13 protein-coding genes and 1 pseudogene are annotated in these 17,221 nt (G+C 49.3%); 3 read left to right on the plus strand and 11 right to left on the minus strand.

What is annotated here, in order from left to right; translation table 11 throughout:
- Positions 1–923, minus strand: a 923-nt coding sequence (locus B3Z75_RS12790; RefSeq protein WP_294072389.1) for a signal recognition particle protein, incomplete at its 3' end; no start/stop codon positions are given.
- A 265-nt stretch (positions 924–1,188) separates the two neighbouring features.
- On the opposite strand from B3Z75_RS12790, the gene B3Z75_RS12795 reads away from it, so the two are divergent.
- Positions 1,189–2,109: a cation diffusion facilitator family transporter gene (locus B3Z75_RS12795; RefSeq protein WP_294072392.1), complete on the plus strand. Its 921-nt coding sequence runs from the start codon at positions 1,189–1,191 to the stop codon at positions 2,107–2,109.
- Between the two features lie 63 nt (positions 2,110–2,172).
- Here the strand turns inward: B3Z75_RS12795 and B3Z75_RS12800 are convergent, their stop codons facing one another.
- From B3Z75_RS12800 to B3Z75_RS12830, 7 genes are all read right to left on the minus strand, one after another.
- Positions 2,173–2,634, minus strand: a complete 462-nt coding sequence (locus B3Z75_RS12800) for a V-type ATP synthase subunit K (protein WP_294072395.1) — start codon at positions 2,632–2,634, stop codon at positions 2,173–2,175.
- A gap of 12 nt (positions 2,635–2,646) precedes the next feature.
- Positions 2,647–4,494: a V-type ATP synthase subunit I gene (locus B3Z75_RS12805; protein WP_294072398.1), complete on the minus strand. Its 1,848-nt coding sequence runs from the start codon at positions 4,492–4,494 to the stop codon at positions 2,647–2,649.
- The gene (locus B3Z75_RS12810) at positions 4,488–5,102 is read right to left on the minus strand and encodes a V-type ATP synthase subunit D (protein ID WP_294072401.1); all 615 of its coding nucleotides are present in this window, start codon (positions 5,100–5,102) and stop codon (positions 4,488–4,490) included. The genes B3Z75_RS12805 and B3Z75_RS12810 overlap by 7 nt, the downstream gene beginning before the upstream one ends.
- A 3-nt stretch (positions 5,103–5,105) precedes the next feature.
- A complete protein-coding gene (locus tag B3Z75_RS12815) occupies positions 5,106–6,419 on the minus strand; it encodes a V-type ATP synthase subunit B (protein WP_294072404.1) in 1,314 nt (437 codons plus the stop codon).
- Positions 6,420–6,424: 5 nt separating this feature from the next.
- Positions 6,425–8,197: a V-type ATP synthase subunit A gene (locus B3Z75_RS12820; RefSeq protein WP_294072407.1), complete on the minus strand. Its 1,773-nt coding sequence runs from the start codon at positions 8,195–8,197 to the stop codon at positions 6,425–6,427.
- 104 nt (positions 8,198–8,301) lie between these two features.
- Entirely contained in the window at positions 8,302–9,156 is an 855-nt protein-coding gene (locus B3Z75_RS12825; protein ID WP_294072410.1) for a DUF2764 family protein, read from the minus strand.
- A 45-nt stretch (positions 9,157–9,201) separates the two neighbouring features.
- On the minus strand, positions 9,202–9,789 hold the full coding sequence (locus B3Z75_RS12830) for a hypothetical protein (protein WP_294072413.1): 588 nt from the start codon (positions 9,787–9,789) through the stop codon (positions 9,202–9,204).
- A gap of 214 nt (positions 9,790–10,003) precedes the next feature.
- Between B3Z75_RS12830 and B3Z75_RS12835 the strand changes: the two genes are divergently transcribed.
- Entirely contained in the window at positions 10,004–11,293 is a 1,290-nt protein-coding gene (locus B3Z75_RS12835) for an MATE family efflux transporter (RefSeq protein ID WP_294072416.1), read from the plus strand.
- Between the two features lie 27 nt (positions 11,294–11,320).
- On the opposite strand, the gene B3Z75_RS12840 is transcribed toward B3Z75_RS12835, so the two are convergent.
- Genes B3Z75_RS12840 through B3Z75_RS12850 form a run of 3 tightly spaced genes read right to left on the minus strand, consistent with a single transcriptional unit; the run spans position 11,321 to position 16,795 of the window.
- A complete protein-coding gene (locus B3Z75_RS12840) occupies positions 11,321–12,646 on the minus strand; it encodes a TolC family protein (RefSeq protein WP_414702902.1) in 1,326 nt (441 codons plus the stop codon).
- Positions 12,627–15,692 carry an efflux RND transporter permease subunit gene (locus tag B3Z75_RS12845; protein ID WP_294072422.1) on the minus strand — a complete coding sequence of 1,022 codons (3,066 nt, stop codon included), beginning with the start codon at positions 15,690–15,692 and terminating at the stop codon, positions 12,627–12,629. The genes B3Z75_RS12840 and B3Z75_RS12845 overlap by 20 nt, the downstream gene beginning before the upstream one ends.
- Positions 15,693–15,697: 5 nt before the next feature.
- Entirely contained in the window at positions 15,698–16,795 is a 1,098-nt protein-coding gene (locus B3Z75_RS12850; protein WP_294072425.1) for an efflux RND transporter periplasmic adaptor subunit, read from the minus strand.
- 178 nt (positions 16,796–16,973) lie between these two features.
- On the opposite strand from B3Z75_RS12850, the pseudogene B3Z75_RS12855 reads away from it, so the two are divergent.
- Positions 16,974–17,221, plus strand: a pseudogene (locus B3Z75_RS12855) (acylhydrolase); the annotation flags it as partial.

Genomic DNA, 17,221 nt, shown 5'->3' on the forward strand with positions numbered 1-17,221 from the left:
TCCTGTGCCTTTTCCACGAGTGACACGATGTCACCCATTCCCAGGATACGGTCGGCCATACGTTCCGGGTGGAACACATCGATGGCATCCAGTTTTTCGCCCGTACCGACAAATTTGATGGGCTTGTCAACCACCGAACGAATAGAGAGAGCTGCACCACCACGGGTGTCACCGTCGAGTTTGGTGAGCACCACGCCGTTGAAGTCGAGCCGCTGGTTGAACTCTTTGGCCGTGTTTACGGCATCCTGGCCGGTCATCGCATCCACCACGAACAGGATCTCCTGCGGGTTGACTGCCTTCTTGATCGATTCGATCTCGTTCATCATCTGCTCGTCGATCGCAAGACGGCCGGCAGTATCGATGATTACCAGGTCTTTACCATGTTGACGGGCATGTTGGATGGCATTTTGGGCTATCTTTACCGGATTCTTGTTTTCTTCTTCCGCATAGACCGATACCCCAATCTGCTCTCCCAATATTTTGAGTTGTTCGATGGCTGCGGGACGGTAGACGTCGCCCGCCACCAGCAATGGATTTTTTCCCCGTTTGCTTTTGAGCATATGGGCCAGCTTCCCGGAGAAGGTGGTCTTCCCCGATCCCTGTAGTCCCGACATGAGAATTATGGCCGGCGTCCCCTTGATGTTGATGTCCACGGCAGCACCCCCCATCAGTGTTGCCAGTTCGTCGTGCACGATCTTCACCATCATCTGCTCCGGCTTCACGGCATTGAGTACATCCAGACCCATTGCTTTCTGCTTGACAGTTTCGGTAAATTCCTTGGCAGTTTTGTAATTCACGTCGGCATCGAGCAAGGCACGGCGTACCTCCTTCAAGGTTTCGGCCACATTGATTTCGGTGATCTTACCCTGGCCTTTCAGTATTTTAAACGACCTCTCCAGCCTTTCACTTAAATTTTCAAACATAGTTTACTCTTAGTGTGTTAGAACATCAACAAATAGATAACGTTCAATAAACGAAATATCTGGTTTTAATGCAATGCAAAGATAATGAAAAAGGATTATTCCTGAAAATAATTATCTTCGGTTCAAAAAACGGAATGGTCTGATTTTAACCGGTAATGGCGTAGAACGAATCTAAATTAGGGGGAAGAAATAAATAATTCAGGATTTATTGGAATTGTCATGAGGTAAATTGATTATTTTTGTCTGATAATAAAGGAATTCACGAATGAAACAAAACCCGCTCCAACATTTTCTGTATCTTTCTATTGCTGCGGCAATAGTCACCATCTTGCTAAAATTTTATGCCTATCATGTGACAGGATCGATGGGATTTATGTCCGATGCACTGGAGTCGTTCGTAAACCTTTTCGCTGCCGTGTTTGCGTTAATCATGCTCAATATTTCTCAAAAACCGGCAGACGAAGGCCATGTTTACGGGCATAGCAAAGCGGAATACTTTTCCAGTGCGACGGAAGGTGCTCTTATTCTTGTTGCCGCGTTCAGTATTATCCGGTCCGCTATTCCCCGCATTATGGAACCCATTCCTCTTGAGAATATCAATACAGGACTGTTGTTTTCATTTTTGGCATCGCTCGTGAACATGGCGGTCGGCCTTCTTCTGATAAAGAAAGGGAAGCAAAGGAAGTCGCTTGTGCTGGAGGCCGATGGGAAACACCTGATGACCGATGTATGGACTTCGGTCGGGGTGATTGCCGGTATCGTGATTGTAAAGTTTACAGGATGGGTAATTATCGACCCTATCATTGCCATCCTGGTGGCTCTCAATATCATTTATACCGGATACAGACTTATCAGCCGCTCTGCCAGCGGGCTGATGGATGCGGCCATTCCTGAGGAAGATATGCAAAAAATTACCGCTTATCTCGATTCTCTGCAGGAGCAGGAGATTGCCTACCATTCGTTGCTTACCCGTGTGGCGGGGCAACGAAAGTTTATCTCTGTGCATGTCTTGGTTCCCGGAGACTGGAGCGTACAGAAAGGGCATGACTGTGCAGACAGGATTGAAGAAAACATCGGTAAGATGTTCGACGAACCGGTGACCGTATCCACGCATATTGAACCGGTGGATGATCCTGTGTCCATGAACGACATTGGAATAGACCGGAAAGAGATTGTGCATAACTAAAATGGGGTCGGTATCATCGGAAACCGCCCCCATTCTAAATTCAGTAATTTAACCTTTCGACCTCTACGCAACCGCAGATCCCATGAGGAACGCAGCAGCGAGCGATACAATGGCGTAGAGCTCCGGGAAGACTGCCAGAATCAGCGTGTTGCTGAAAGCATCGTGTCCCTGTCCGATGGAAACCACACCATTGGCACAGACCTGTCCCTGGCGGATGGCCGACAACAGGCCCACAAAACCAAGTGCCAGACCCGAAGCCAGCGTGGCCATAGCCTGAAAGAAGGTAATCTCCGGAGTCAGGATATTGAAAATATTCTGAAACATGAAGTAACCGGCAAAGCCATACAAGCCCTGTGTACCCGGGAGGGCAGTCAACACAAGGAAGTTCCCGAACTTACCATCTACTTTTTTTGCCGCACCAATAGCGGCATTTCCTACAATGGTAACACCGTAGGAACTGCCTATCCCTGAGAGTGTAACCATGATCGCGATGCCTATATAGGCGATTAATAAATTTGTTTCCATTTACTCACTTTTTTAATTTATTGTTTGATTGTTCCATACATTTGATGCCCTGAAAGGGGTATACTTCTTTCCTCCGCCGGTGAATTCGGCGTTTTTGTAAAACTCCACGAACGTGAGTCGCACCGGATGTACAATGGCTCCCAGCACATTCATGAAGATGTTGATGGTGTGCCCGACCAGAAAGATCAGGATGGCCACAATGGGGCCGGCGATGGTGTGGTCGGGGCTCATACCGGTGGCCAGGCTGTTGAAGACGCTGGCCAGGATACCTCCCGAAAGCCCGAGAGCAAACAACCGCACGTAAGACAACACGTCGCCCAACAACCCGGTAGCCATGTTGTAGGTGTCCCACAGCCCGAGTCCCAGATTGATTGCCGGATTCTTTCCGGGTGTGTTGAAGAAAAAAATGAGTACGGCCGCCGCCCCCATCACGATAAGGTGCAGTGTTCCACCCATGGGCAACAATGCTGGTGCCAGGTAGGAAAGGATGAAACTGCTCAGAAGCAGGATCCACCCCAGAGTAGATACAGCATGGATAAAGCCGAACTGTTTGATGCGGTTTGCCGCTTTCAGGCACATGCCGAAAAGTATTTGTATGACTCCCAGCACCAACGACAACATAAACATCTGGTTGTTGTTGAAGTAAGCTTTCTCTTTCAGCATCTGTGATATAGGATTGTCGAGGTCGTACACGGCAAAGCCGAAGAAGCCTCCCGTCAGTAGGCCGGCAGCCATGGTGGAGGCACCCAGCACCTGCACCAGCGACAGGATGGTTTTTACACTTGTACCAAGTTTTTGCTTTTGAAACATCTTAACCAATGTTGCCACTATCAAAAGAAACAGACCGTAGCCCATGTCACCCAGCGACAAGCCAAAAAACAACATGTAAAACGGAGCAAAATAGGGGGTAAGGTCAATCTCGTTGTATTTGGGTAACATGTAGAGCTCTGCTACCGGCTCAAATAGCCGGAAGAACTTGTTGTTTTGGAACTTAATGGGTACATCGTCCTCCGGCAGCGGGTCGGACACTTCAAAGTAGGCATCCTTCGATTCCAGATACGACAAGATCTCTGATACGTTCTCCGCCGGTGCCCAACCTTGCAGAAGCAACAGCTTTTCGTCGGCCAGCGGGGTGGCACTTTGTGCTACCCGTGTGAAGGCTATGCGATTATCCAGCTCCCGGAGGGCAGCCTCCACCGAGGGAAGGTCGTTCGATAGCCTTTGCAGTACATCGTCCTGAAGCTTTTTCTTTTCCAGGAGCGAATCGATCAGCCTGTTGAGAGCGGAGAACGACACGTTGGGCAATTTGACCTCTTCCAGATCCAGCAGGTCGGCCATCCGATCGATGTGGTTGACCGTCATGAAATAGGTTTTCGATGATTCTTTTTTTACCACTACCGCATCGTACAGCGTTTCCCACTCCGGATTGTACTTGTTGTCGGGTGAAACGAAGAAATGCACGTGATAACCAGCTTTTTCCAGGCGATGGATGTTTTCGGGATCAAAATCACCCCAGGGCCTCAATGCATCCCTCTCCTTGATGGATACCTGCAACTGTTGGCTGAGGGACGATTTTCTGTTTTCGATCTTTTCTATTGCCGCAGGAATTGTTTTCCCTTGCTCCGCATCCGGCTCGTTGAATGTCGCCGTTGTCTTTTTATCCCGGTATCTTTTCAGAATTTTGGATGCCTCATTTAGCTTCTTTGACTCGGCCACAAATTGCTGCAGTCCTTCCTCATCTGCCTCGGTCCGGTCGTGTTCCACAACATGAATCATCCCCAGGTTGCGCAGATCATGCAGAAAGCAGTCGTAATCTTTGTGAAAAGCCAGGAAGGTAATTTTTTTCATTTTTGCTACCATATGCCTTCCCCCTCCTTTCTTCGTTGTTCCTGATGGGTGCGCATGATCTTTTGGGACGATTTGGAGAGATTCTCTTCGTCTTCGAGGTACCGCTTTATTTTGAGGATTGCCTCCTGATATCCTGGTATCTGCACTTTTTCGAACAGGTTGACTTTCTGGGTGGTTTTTTTACGGGCATACTCTATGCGGTTGAGGCGTATAATGTGGAAGTCGCGTCGAATGCCTGTCTCGGCAAGGCTTTCCAACGTTTTTACCCCATCCAGAAACCATTTGGGACGATTAAAAAGGCTGAAGGGCCTGAGCTCAAATTCCACCCTGTCGAGTATGGGGATGAGCACCCCGGCAATTTTTTTCTTCGAGAGGTGTACATCTTTTACACGAATCAGCGATGAGTCGAATTCCATCCACATACCCATCATCTTATGATAAGACTGTACCTGTGCCTCAAGTTCCTTTTCCAGCGTGTCTATTTCATCTTTGGCTTTTTTTACCTCCATACGCAGTGCGGTCTCCTTGTTTTGCAAGGTAGGAAGTGCCCTTTCACGCACAGCCAGCTGCTTTTCGAGCTGCTGACGGGAAGTCTTATTATATTGAAATTTGATAGCCATTCTTTATTTCCAGTACTTTTCCACCAACTCCTGTTTCATATTTACCTCTGCCGGCTTAAAGTGGTCCGACAGCAACTCCCATGTTTTATCCAACATCTCCACGGTGTCCAGATTTACATCGATAGCCATCAATTCCCTGGAGTAATCCTTTGCAAACGAGAGCGTCCGCTTGTCGTAGTCGGTAAGGTCAAACCCGTTCTCCAGCTTAGTCTTCGCGTTGGCAGCATCGGCATAGAGGCGAACGGCCGCATTCATCACCTGAGGGTGATCTTCCCGCGTTTTCTTTCCCTGTACCAGTTGTTTGAGGCGCGAAAGAGAGCGGAAGGGATCTACGATAACCTTACCCACATCACTGTCGAGACGCAGAAAAAGCTGCCCCTCGGTGATATACCCGGTGTTGTCGGGTACGGCATGGGTGATGTCGCCTCCCGAGAGGGTGGTCACCGCCAGAATGGTGATGGAGCCACCGGAGGGGAATTGAGCGGCTTTTTCATAGATCTTTGCCAGATCGGAGTAGAGCGAGCCCGGCATTGAATCTTTCGAGGGTATCTGATCCATACGGTTTGATACGATGGAGAGTGCATCTGCGTAGGAAGACATATCGGTCAGCAGCACCAACACCTTTTCGTTCTTGTCTACCGCGAAGTATTCGGCTGCCGTCAGCGCCATGTCAGGCACTAGCAGACGTTCCACGGCAGGGTCCTCGGTCGTGTTCATAAACGAGATGATGCGGTCCAAAGCACCCGCATTGCTGAACACGTTCTTGAAGTAAAGGTAGTCGTCGTTGGTCATTCCCATCCCTCCCAGAATGATCTTGTCGGTCTGGGCACGCAGCGCCACAGTGGCCATCACCTGGTTGAAAGGCTGGTCGGGGTCGGCAAAGAAAGGAATCTTCTGACCCGAAACCAACGTGTTGTTTAGGTCGATCCCTGCGATGCCGGTGGCGATCAGCTCGGAGGGCTGTTCCCTCCGTACAGGATTGACAGAAGGTCCGCCAATAGGCCGTTCTTCTCCTTCCGGCACTGGTCCGCCGTCGATAGGTTCGCCAAACGCATTGAAAAAACGGCCCGCCAACTGGTCGCTCACCTTCAGTGAGGGGGATTTGCCCATAAACATCACTTCGGCATTGGTGGGGATTCCTTCGGTTCCTTCAAAAATCTGCAATGTTACCTCGTCGCCCATAATTTTTACCACCTGCGCCAGTCTCCCTTCTACAGTTGCCAGCTCATCGTACCCTACATTGGTGGCTTTTACCGAACAGGTAGCCTTGGTGATCTGGGTTATTTTTGTATATATTTTTTGAAATGCTTTTGCCATAACTTCTATGATTTACTGATTTCCGACAACGGGATACCGGATACCTTTTCTATAAGCTGATTGTAGTATTGATTGAACTTTTCCGAACCAAACACGGCATAATTCATCTGGCGGCCAATGTTGATCAACTCTTTGAAGAAGGCGGCCACTTCGTTGAAGTTGTCAAATTCAAAGTCGGTTCGGCAAACTTTCACGACCAGGTCGAGTATGTTTTTCTGTCGTTCGATGGGCGTCACCGCATCTACCTCGTCGAATGCATCCTGCTGTAGTACAACAAAATCGATTAACTCCGACTTCCAGAAGGTAATATGGTACTCCACGGGTACTCCGTCGTCGCCCAGGATATTAATCTGTTCGGCGATTTCTTTCCCGCGCAACAGCCGGGTTTTGATCTCGCTCACTTTCTCCGTCCAGTCGTCAGCGATATGCACCGAGATATATTTTTCAAACTCCGGATATTCAAAATACTTTGAGTAAGACTCTATAGGGTTGATGGCCGGATATCGCTTTTTATCGGCACGATCCTGTTCCAAAGCATAAAAACAGCGGGCCACCTTTTTGGTGTTCTCCGTAACCGGTTCCTTGAGGTTACCCCCTGCAGGAGATACGGTTCCGATAAAGGTGATCGATCCCTCAGCACCGTTGTGCAGCTTTACATGCCCGGCTCGTCCGTAGAAGTTGGAGATGGTGGCCGACAGATCCATCGGGAAAGCGTCGGGACCCGGTAGCTCTTCGAGTCTGTTGCTCATCTCGCGCAATGCCTGTGCCCAGCGCGAAGTGGAGTCGGCCATCAGCAGAACCTTTAATCCCATAGAGCGGTAATACTCACCGATGGTCATCGCCGTGTATACCGATGCTTCACGGGCAGCGACCGGCATGTTGGAGGTGTTTGCCACGATGATGGTCCGTTCCATCAGCTTGCGGCCGGTGTGGGGGTCGATCAGCTCGGGGAACTCCGTAAAGATTTCTACCACTTCATTGGCACGCTCACCGCAGGCCGCAATGATCACGATATCGGCTTCTGCCTGTTTGGATATGGCGTGTTGCAAGACAGTCTTTCCCGTTCCGAAAGCGCCGGGGATAAAGCCTGTGCCGCCCTCCACGATGGGGTTCAGCGTGTCAATGGACCGCACACCGGTCTCTAGTAACTTATACGGCCTGGGCTTTTCACGATATTCCGTGATGGCAATTTTTACCGGCCAGCGTTGCACCATGTTGATTTCGGTCTCGTTGCCCTCCTTGTCTTCTACCACGGCCACTGTCTTGTATATGTGATAATCTCCCTCTCCGGCGATATTCTTTATTGTGTAAGAGCCCTTCATTACAAAGGGAACCATAATCTTGTGGGGCTGGAAGTTTTCGTCTACCTCACCCAGCCAGGATCCGGCCGTAACGGTGTCCCCCACCTTTGCCATCGGTTTGAAATGCCACAACTTCTCTTTATCGAGCGGGAAGGTGTATTCTCCCCGTTTCAGGAAGACTCCTTCCATCTTATCGAGATCGTTCTCCAGTCCGTCGAGGTTCCGCTGTAGCAGGCCCGGCCCGAGTACCACTTCGAGCATATGTCCCTGAAATTCCACGGGTGCTCCCACCGTCAAACCACGGGTGCTCTCGAACACCTGAAGGTTGGCATTGTTCCCGGCCACCTTGATGACTTCTGCCATTAGTTTGGTCCCTTGCAGGTCGATGTAAGCGATCTCGTTTTGAGCAACAGGCCCATCTACCTCTACGATGACGAGATTGGATATGATCCCTTTAACTGTTCCTTTTGTTAACATATAAGATATTTATTTTTTATCGCTAAGCCCGGACTACTCTTCGCAACTCGCTGTATGGGGAGACTTGTCTTCCATCCCCGTTGCTTCACGAAATAGAGAATAAATTAAAAGTCTTCCGGCAGTTTTGTTTCATTTTTCAGGTTGTTGATGAGTTCCCGGAAAACGCGTTCTCCCTCTTCCGCATTGAGGTTCACCCATCGCTCAAGAATCTGAAGTTTGCAGAGATAGGCAAAAATGTATTCGATGTTGAAGTAGTCGAACGCCGTGTTCTCTTCGAGCCAGTCCCAACGGAATTTATCGATCTTGCGCTCGCGGTCGTAAATGTCCGGCTCTTCCGAGATGCGCAGAAGCGTGTCGTAGTATTCCAGTTCCTGACTGATGCCGAAATCACGGGCATGGGCATTTTCCCGGATAATGCGGGCTGTCTTATTGCTGCCCACAATATATTTTGCTGTATCAAGTCCATACTTGCGGGCATATATAGCCGAAAACACATTGCCGATGTTCAGGTTAAATTCAAACCATCCCGACATAAGGCTGTTCTTTACCTCCCTGCCATAGTCCATGTATAGGGAGGTGAGCATATCTTCCCAAAGATGCCCTCCCGCATGAGGATTTTCTTCGCCAAGCCATCTTTTGATATAATCTTCGAAATAGGGAGGTATTTTGCTGTCCTTTAACGGAAGATCCTCCTTTGCCTTCGAAACTATGTCCTCAATTTCCTCGCGCGACAGCTTGCCCATCAGGTTGAGTATTGCATTTTTGTCTTTCAGCAAACTCAGCAGGTTGTCGTTGTCGTATTTGAGGAAGTATTTGTTCAGCAGCTTCCTGTCTTCCGGTTTCAGTACCTCGTTGAGCATGCCTCTGTACTCCTCCGTGGTAAAGGGGAGCTTCATACTATCGAAAGCAAAATCCGGCAGTCCGGCAACAAAATAGTAATATTGATTCTTGAAAATCATAGACAAAGTTAATCTCTTGAAAAAGACCGATAAAAATATCGGTTTCTAAAAAAGAAGTTGTTGAATCTGGGGGCGTAAAAATTCTTTGAAATAATTAACAAACTCCTCTTCGCCGAATTTCACCTTGTACGAACCATCTTCGGGTTCAAGGGTGAAGCCGGTTTTGATGCCATTCACCGATTCAATCTCCAATCCCTTATCCAGTAGGGTTTTGACGTGAGATGTTATGTAGGATTTTAGTTCTTCCGGATTTTCCACGCCCACGGTCAATGTTTCGTTCTTCGACCAGTTTTGTACCAGTTCCACAATAATCTGCTGCACAAACGATTTGTCTTCCATGGCCGTGTTTACCAGGGTAGTGGACAACTTGCCGGTCACCAGATTGATGATTTCAGTTTTTAGTGCTTCGGATGATTGTGTAGCAAAGAGTTTCAGTTCTGCTTTTGTGTTTTTTTTCAGTTCTGCGCTCTCCTTTTCTGCGGAAGAAAGCAACTCTTCGGCTTTGATACGTGCCGCATCCAATATCTCTTTTTCCCGGGTTCGTGCCTGCGCAACGATCCTTTCGGCTTCTTCTTTGCCCTTTTCGACGCCCTCCGCGTAAAGTTTTGAAGTAAGTTCCTGAATCTTATCCATATATTCGTATAAAATGAGTCTTTTTTAGAAAATAGACGATTTTCTTTTTTGTATAAGTCTAATTGTCAATTTATTGCAAAAACAAGAGCACTGAATTCACAAATTTACAAAAAAGAACGTAACAAAGGTATTTAATCATTTTAAAAAACGGCATCTTTTATTAAAAAATGAATTCAAGCCGATATATCGTCTTTTTTAAAGTATTTTTGCGGCAATGGATAAAAAAATCTTCAGGCTTGCTCTTCCCAATATCATCACAAATATTACGGTCCCACTATTGGGGATGATCGATATTGCCATTGCCGGCCGGCTTGGGTCGGCTGTATATATCGGCGCCATTGCACTTGGCGCCAATATTTTTAACATGATCTACTGGAACTTTGGCTTTTTGCGCATGAGTTCCAGCGGTTTTACCTCCCAAGCGCTGGGGGCACGGAATTTTCCGGAAGTGATGAATGCCTTTATCCGCTCGCTGGCCATCGGCCTGGGGGTAGGGGTACTCATCATTTTTCTACAATATCCCATCGGCTTGTTGGCTTCAGGTTTGATAAAGTCCGGTGCGGAGTCTACCGGACATGTGATGACCTATTTCCGCATTGTTGTGTGGGGAGCGCCGGCGGTGTTGGGGATGTATGCTTTTAAAGGGTGGTTTATTGGCATGCAGAACGCGAAGATACCCATGGTTATTGCCATACTGAATAATTTACTGAATGTTGTCCTCAGTTTGATTTTTGTGTTCGGCTTTGGAATGAAGATCGAAGGGATCGCCTTGGGAACAGCACTCTCCCAGGTTATCTCGCTGATGGTGGCTGCTGGTTTTTGGTGGAAGCATTATCGCCGACTGCGAAAATATATCATGAGGGAGACCATTTGGGACCGTCACGCAATACGGGAGTATTTTAGGGTTAACAGCGATATTTTTGTCCGCACTTTTTTGCTGACTTTGGTGACAACCTTCTTCACGTTTGCTTCTTCGGCGATGGGCGAGAATGTGTTGGCGGTGAATGCGTTGCTGATGCAGTTCTTTATGTTGTTCTCCTATTTTATGGATGGCTTTGCCTACGCAGGCGAAGCCCTGACGGGGCGGTTTTATGGCGCACAAAACAGGGAATATCTCCACTGGATGGTCCGCAGGATCTTTTTCTGGGGGCTGATGGTGAGTCTTGTTGTTGTAGTCTTATACATGCTTTTTCCCGATCCGATATTGTATGTGATGACCAACGATCTCGATATTATCGCACAGGCCAAAGATTTCATGTTCTGGACAGTGCTTATTCCTGTAGTCGGCTTTGCTGCGTTTCTGTGGGACGGTATTTTCATCGGGGCGACGGCCTCCGCCGAGATGCGGAATGCGATGATTGTTTCCTCCATCGTCTTTTTTGCATGCTACTTCATCATGACGCCACTATGGGGAAATAACGGCCTCTGGCTGGCGTTTATCCTCTACCTTTTTGTGCGGGGCGTTACGCAGACCCTCTGGGCGAAGAAAGCGTTGCGGTGGTAAGTGGTTCCGTAAGGGAAGTGTTCTTCCTTACTCCAGATATTCTGCGATTTTTCCGCTTATTTGCAGCAGCGATATTTCGTAGAGCTTCGTGTTGTATTGTGCGGTGAGAAGACGCTGTTCGGCCTCCAGTAAGCTGTTTTGTGCTTCCCTGAGTTCGAGCCCGGAGAGATCGCCTATTTTGTAACGTTCCATGGCAATCTCGTAATTTAGTTCTGCATTTTCAAGGCTCTCGATCTCGAGACGGGTTAACTCCATATTATTCTGATAGGCAATCCACATCCTGGCAAAGTCGCTTTCCAGCGCAAGGATATTTTGTTCCACCTCGAGTTGCCTGTTTTGAACGACGATCTTGGCGTTTTTCTGTTCCCGGTGACGGTTGAAGCCGTCGAACAGGGTGTATCCGAGGGTCACCCCTACGGTGGGACCCCAGTTACGCTGGCGGTTAAGGGTCCCGCTGCTGTAGTTGTAGTGCGTGAAACCGTATCCTGTGTTGAGACGCAGATAGGGGTAATTTCGGCTCTGCAGGTTTTTCAGGTCGAGTTCACTCAGCGACTGGCTCCTTCCGGTAAGAAGCAGGCCTGTATTCTGCCGCAGGGTGGCATCGAGCAATTGCTCTTTCGACAGGGATGCATTGAACAGGATGGTTGTGTCCTGTGCTGCAAATAGGCGGTCTACCTCTCCCCCCATCATCTCGTTGAGCCGGATGCGGGAACTGTGCAGTGTTTCATATTGCTGAATCAGCTGTGAACTGTCGGCATTGAAATAGACTCGTGCCTGCTGCAGATCGAGCCTTGAGAGTGATCCCACCTGATAGCGTGCCTCCACGATGCGCAATCGCTCTCTTGACAGAGCCACTGCATACTTGAGGTTTCCCAACCGGATCTGCTGCTGCACGTAATTGTAATATTCCGCTGTGAGATTGGCGATAAAATTTTCAACTGCCAGGCGGGTATTCAATTCCCCTACAGTCTCCAGTTCCTTCAGGCGTTTGTAGCTGGTCTGTGCACGGAATCCTTCAAACAGGGTCCAGCTCAAATTTACCCCCGCATCGGTGGTGCCGGTCGTGTTGTTGCGGCTTTTTGCTGTTTCGCCCGTTTCAGCAGAGGTCTGGTCTGTACTGCTGCTTCGCAGGTTGTAGCGACCGTCAAGCGTTACCTCGGGAAGAAATCCGGCATTGCCCAAGGTGACATTGTTGGCGGAGATACGAGCTTCGTTGCGTGTAATGCGTAGGCCATAATTGTTTTTCAGGCCAATCCGCAAACATTCCTGCAGGTCCATCACCTCTTGCGAATAGGTAAAGGCCGGCATCAGAAAAAAGTAAAGCAGACCTGTTTTAAGTATTGTCCTGTACATGGTTAATTTCATTTTTTTTCTTTTCTTTGGCTCCTCTGTCGGTGGAGAAGTATACATACATCACCGGGACCACAAAGAGGGTAAGGAGCGTGGAGATCAGCAAACCACCCACTACTGCTGTTCCCATAGCGATGCGCCCGTTGGCACCCTCACCTGTAGCCATTGCCAGGGGTAAAAGACCGAGGATGGTTGATATGCTCGTCATGAGAATAGGACGCAACCGTTGAAGTGATGCTTCGATGATTGCATTATGCTTGGTGAGTCCCGCCTGTTGACGCTGGTTGGCAAACTCTACAATGAGGATTCCGTTCTTGGTTACCAGCCCGATAAGCATGATGATCCCGATCTGACTATAGATGTTCATTGTAATCCCAAAGATCCACATAAACAACAGGGCTCCGAATAGTGCCATGGGTACGGAGAACATGATCACAAAAGGATCCTTGAAGCTTTCAAACTGCGCGGCCATGATCAGGAATATCAAAACGATGGCAAGACCAAAAGCAAACAACAGGCTTGAGGAGCTTTCCCGAAAGTTTCTTGATTCACCTTCCAGCGCGGTCCTGAAGCTATCGTCGAGTACATTGGCAGCAATGCGGTCCATCTCTTCCAGTCCCTCTCCCAGGGAGTATCCAGGTGCCAGTCCGGCCGAGATGGTGGCCGAGTTGAAACGGTTGTACCGATAGAGCTGAGGGGGGGCTACCGATTCTTCCAGTTTCACCAGATTGTCCATTTGGATCATTTGCCCGGAATTATTTTTGATATAGATGGTCTTCAGGTCCACCGGCGTATTGCGCTGCTGGCGGTTGATCTCCCCCAGTATCTGGTACTGCTTCCCGTTCATGTAAAAATAACCCATTCGTTGTCCACTCAAGGCATATTGGAGCGTTTGCCCTATATCGCGTGTACTCACTCCCAGCAACGCCGCCTTATCCCGGTCAATGATGATCCGCGTTTCGGGTTTGGTGAATTTCAGATCCACATCGGCCATTTGAAAACAGGGACTCTGGTTTACCTGTTCCATGAAGGGCGGGATATACTCCTGTAGTTTTTCAATATTGGGTGCCTGCAACACGTACTGAATTGGCATTCCAGCGCGCCGTCCCCCGAAGGTCGACTGCTGCTGCACAAACGCCCGTGCAGCCGTTTCGTTTCGCACGCCACGCGTGAGTTCGGCCGCAATATCCATCTGACTACGTTCGCGCTCGTTCATATCGGGCAACACCAAACGAACCATTCCGAACCCACCCCGCGTCATCGTGATGTTCGACTCCCTTTCGGGGGCGACAGAGTCGGCTATCTGTGAGATATGGTCCGTATAATCCCTGATAAATTCGAAGGTGGCCCCCTCTGGGGCGGAGCTTCTGATTGTCACCTGAGAGCGGTCTTCCAGCGGCGCCATTTCGGCTGGGATGAGATCCCAGAAGAGGACAATCAACAGGGTGGAGATGAGAAGGATGGGGAAGACGAGCCACTTTTGTTGCAGGAACGAGTGCAGCCACTTGTCGTAGAGGCGATTCATGCCGAGGAAGAAAACCTCGGTTTTATCGTAGAACCTGCTTTTCTCTTGTTTTTTCCTCAGCAACTTGGAAGAGAGCATGGGTACAAAGGATAATGCCACAAACGAGGAGATGATCACAGCTCCCGATATCACGATACTGAATTCGCGGAACAACCGTCCCGTCATTCCTTCCAGGAAGACGATCGGGAAAAAAATGGCCACCAGCGTGACCGTGGTGGACACCACAGCGAAGAAGATCTCTTTGGAGCCTATGATTGATGCTTCTATGGAATCCATCCCGGATTCAACCTTCTGGAATATGTTTTCGGTCACCACAATTGCATCGTCCACAACAAGTCCCACGGCAAGCACCACGGCAAGCATGGAGAGCACATTGATGGAAAATCCGGCGAGATACATCACAAAAAATATACCGATGAGGGATATCGGAATCACGACTGCCGGAATCAGGGTGACCCGCCAGTTTCGCAGAAAAGCAAAAATGATGAAGACGACCAGGATAAAGGCGATAATTACGGTGGCCTGTACTTCGGCGATGGATGCCCGGATGAATTTGGTATTGTCGAACGCCACATCCAGAATCACATCCTCCGGAAGGTCTTTTTTCATCTGTTCCATGCGCAGCCGTACCTCGTCTGCGATGTTGATATGGTTGGCACCGGGCTGCGGGATAATGACGCAGCTGACCATGGGGATACCATTTCTACGGAGGATATTTTGCCGGTTAGCCGCATCCAATTCGGCATAACCCACGTCGCGGAAACGAACAATACGAAAATTATCCTCAATCAGGATCAGGTTGTTGAATTCCTCGGGTGTCTGCATCAATCCCATAGTGCGGATCGACTGTTCTATGTGGTCTCCTTCTATACTCCCTGCCGGCAGCTCCACATTCTCTCTGTCAAGGGCATATTTGATATCCATGGGGGTGACGTTGTAGGCAGCCATGCGGATGGGGTCAAGCCAGAGGCGCATCGCGTAACGATATTCACCCCAGATCTCTACGGCACTTACGTTGGAGATGGTCTGCAACCGCTCCTTCACGGTGAGGTCGGCAATCTCTGAGAGTTCAAGCAGCGAACGGACCGGGCTCTGCACCGTGATCTGCATGATGGGGTCGGAGTCGGCGTCTGCCTTGGAGACCGTAGGAGGGTCCGCATCGCGTGGCAAGTAGCGCTGGGCTATGGATACTTTGTCTCTTACGTCGTTTGCCGCCGTCTCCATGTCGACGCTCAACTCAAACTCAACCGTTATACGCGAGCTTCCCTGGCTGCTGCGGCTCACGAGTGAGCGGATCCCGGGTATGCCGTTGATATTCTGTTCGAGAGGCTCGGTGATCTGGTTCTCGATCACCTCGGCATTGGCTCCGGGGTAGGAGACATGGACCGTGATGATGGGGTTGTCCACACTGGGATACTCGCGTACCGGCAAGTTTGTATAGCCGATTAAGCCAAAGATAATGATAATCAGTACCATTACCGTGGCCAGTACCGGTCGTTTGATGCTTAGTTCGGAAAAATTCATACGATTTAATCTGCGCTGTTAGGGACCATTCGGTCAATTCTTACCGGCATGCCGCTGCGGAGCTGCATCACGCCAGTTGTCAACAGAGTGTCGCCCACCGCAAGGCCGCTGACAACCTCTACCGAGGAGGAGGTGCGCATCCCTGTAACGATCTCTGTTTCTTTCGCCTTTCCGTTCTTATAGACATACGTAACGTCACGCCCCATCTCTTTGACTGTGGAAATGCTGGGAATTACGATGGCATTGTCGATCTGATCCAGCTTGATTCGGATACTGGCCGATTGTCCGGGCTTGATCCTTCCGTCGGCATTCTCGTAACGTGCCCGCGCAAACAGGCTGAGTGTCTGTACGTCGAGGCGAGACTCCACAGCGTAGACCGAAGCATTGTATACCTCCAGGTCGTTCTCCACGGTAAATTGAATCTCGGTGCCCTGCTTGATCAAGCTCACAAAATTCTGGGTGAGGGAGAACTCGATCTTGAGGGGCGATATCTTGGTTAAATTGGCAATCACTACGGTGGGCGAGGCATAGGCACCTTCGCTCACCTGTCGCAGGCCGATCATGCCACTGAAGGGAGCCCGCAGCTCGGTCTGACGGATGCGTGCTTTCACCAGCTCGATGTCGGCTTTCAACGTCTCAAGTTGGGTAAATACCGACTGGTAGGTCTCCTGGCTTATGGCATCTTTGTCGAGCAGCGTCTGCTGACGGAACAGCCGATCCTCGGCCAGTGGAAGCTGTGCCTGCAGCTTCTTCAGTTCTGCCTGCAGGGGGGCGTCGTTCACCTTTGCCAGCAGGGTACCCTGTTGCACAAAGGTGCCTTCCTGAAAATAGATTTCTGTTATTTTCCCTGCCGTTTCGAAGGTGAGGTCCACCTCTTCATCCGGAAGAAGGATGCCGGTGATTCGAAACATATTGTTCAGTGTTTGTGGCTGTAGTATGGTGGCGTTGACCACCAGCTCCGATCTGCCCGATTCACCTCCCCGTACGGGGCCGCCGGTTTGCTTCGTGGATGTCAGCTGGCGTTTAATTGCGGGGAAAAAGGCCATTCCCAGCAGCAAGACAGCGATGGAGCCAAAAACAATAATTTTGGTCTTTTTTTTCATGTCGGTGTACGAAATTTGCCAAATTTACCGATTTAATACCGACCAAAGGTGATTGCAGCTTTCAATTTTAGTTTTTTTAGGGTTAGTTATCGACATACCGTGCGAAAAAATCGACGAACAGGGCCGAAAGAAAAATTAAATAACTATTTTTGACTTATTAATTATATCGGAAAAAACAATGAATGTAAAAAAAATGTTTCTGCTCCTCGCATCGGTCCTCTGTTGGGCAACTCTTGCAGAAGCCCAGGATTGGGCAAACCTTACCCGTTTCAGAGAAGATAACGAGAAGCTGGGGCCTGCCAGAAGATGCGAAGACAGGGTTGTATTCATGGGGAATTCCATCACGCAGGGATGGATTGATCAGGTTCCCGGTTTTTTTGCCGGTCGCCCCTATATAAACAGGGGAATTAGCGGGCAGACAACGCC

Origin of the sequence: Proteiniphilum sp. UBA1028 (assembly GCF_002316955.1) — a bacterium.
In the GTDB taxonomy this organism is placed as follows: Bacteria; Bacteroidota; Bacteroidia; order Bacteroidales; family Dysgonomonadaceae; genus Proteiniphilum.

What these genes read in the sequence shown, in the direction of transcription:
- B3Z75_RS12805 (WP_294072398.1), bottom strand. Translation starts at nt 4,494, where the DNA reads ATGGTAGCAAAAATGAAAAAAATTACCTTCCTGGCTTTTCACAAAGAT.
- B3Z75_RS12795 (WP_294072392.1), top strand. Translation starts at nt 1,189, where the DNA reads ATGAAACAAAACCCGCTCCAACATTTTCTGTATCTTTCTATTGCTGCG.
- B3Z75_RS12810 (WP_294072401.1), bottom strand. Translation starts at nt 5,102, where the DNA reads ATGGCTATCAAATTTCAATATAATAAGACTTCCCGTCAGCAGCTCGAA.
- B3Z75_RS12815 (WP_294072404.1), bottom strand. Translation starts at nt 6,419, where the DNA reads ATGGCAAAAGCATTTCAAAAAATATATACAAAAATAACCCAGATCACC.
- B3Z75_RS12840 (WP_414702902.1), bottom strand. Translation starts at nt 12,646, where the DNA reads ATGTACAGGACAATACTTAAAACAGGTCTGCTTTACTTTTTTCTGATG.
- B3Z75_RS12835 (WP_294072416.1), top strand. Translation starts at nt 10,004, where the DNA reads ATGGATAAAAAAATCTTCAGGCTTGCTCTTCCCAATATCATCACAAAT.
- B3Z75_RS12845 (WP_294072422.1), bottom strand. Translation starts at nt 15,692, where the DNA reads ATGAATTTTTCCGAACTAAGCATCAAACGACCGGTACTGGCCACGGTA.
- B3Z75_RS12830 (WP_294072413.1), bottom strand. Translation starts at nt 9,789, where the DNA reads ATGGATAAGATTCAGGAACTTACTTCAAAACTTTACGCGGAGGGCGTC.
- B3Z75_RS12820 (WP_294072407.1), bottom strand. Translation starts at nt 8,197, where the DNA reads ATGTTAACAAAAGGAACAGTTAAAGGGATCATATCCAATCTCGTCATC.
- B3Z75_RS12850 (WP_294072425.1), bottom strand. Translation starts at nt 16,795, where the DNA reads ATGAAAAAAAAGACCAAAATTATTGTTTTTGGCTCCATCGCTGTCTTG.
- B3Z75_RS12800 (WP_294072395.1), bottom strand. Translation starts at nt 2,634, where the DNA reads ATGGAAACAAATTTATTAATCGCCTATATAGGCATCGCGATCATGGTT.
- B3Z75_RS12825 (WP_294072410.1), bottom strand. Translation starts at nt 9,156, where the DNA reads ATGATTTTCAAGAATCAATATTACTATTTTGTTGCCGGACTGCCGGAT.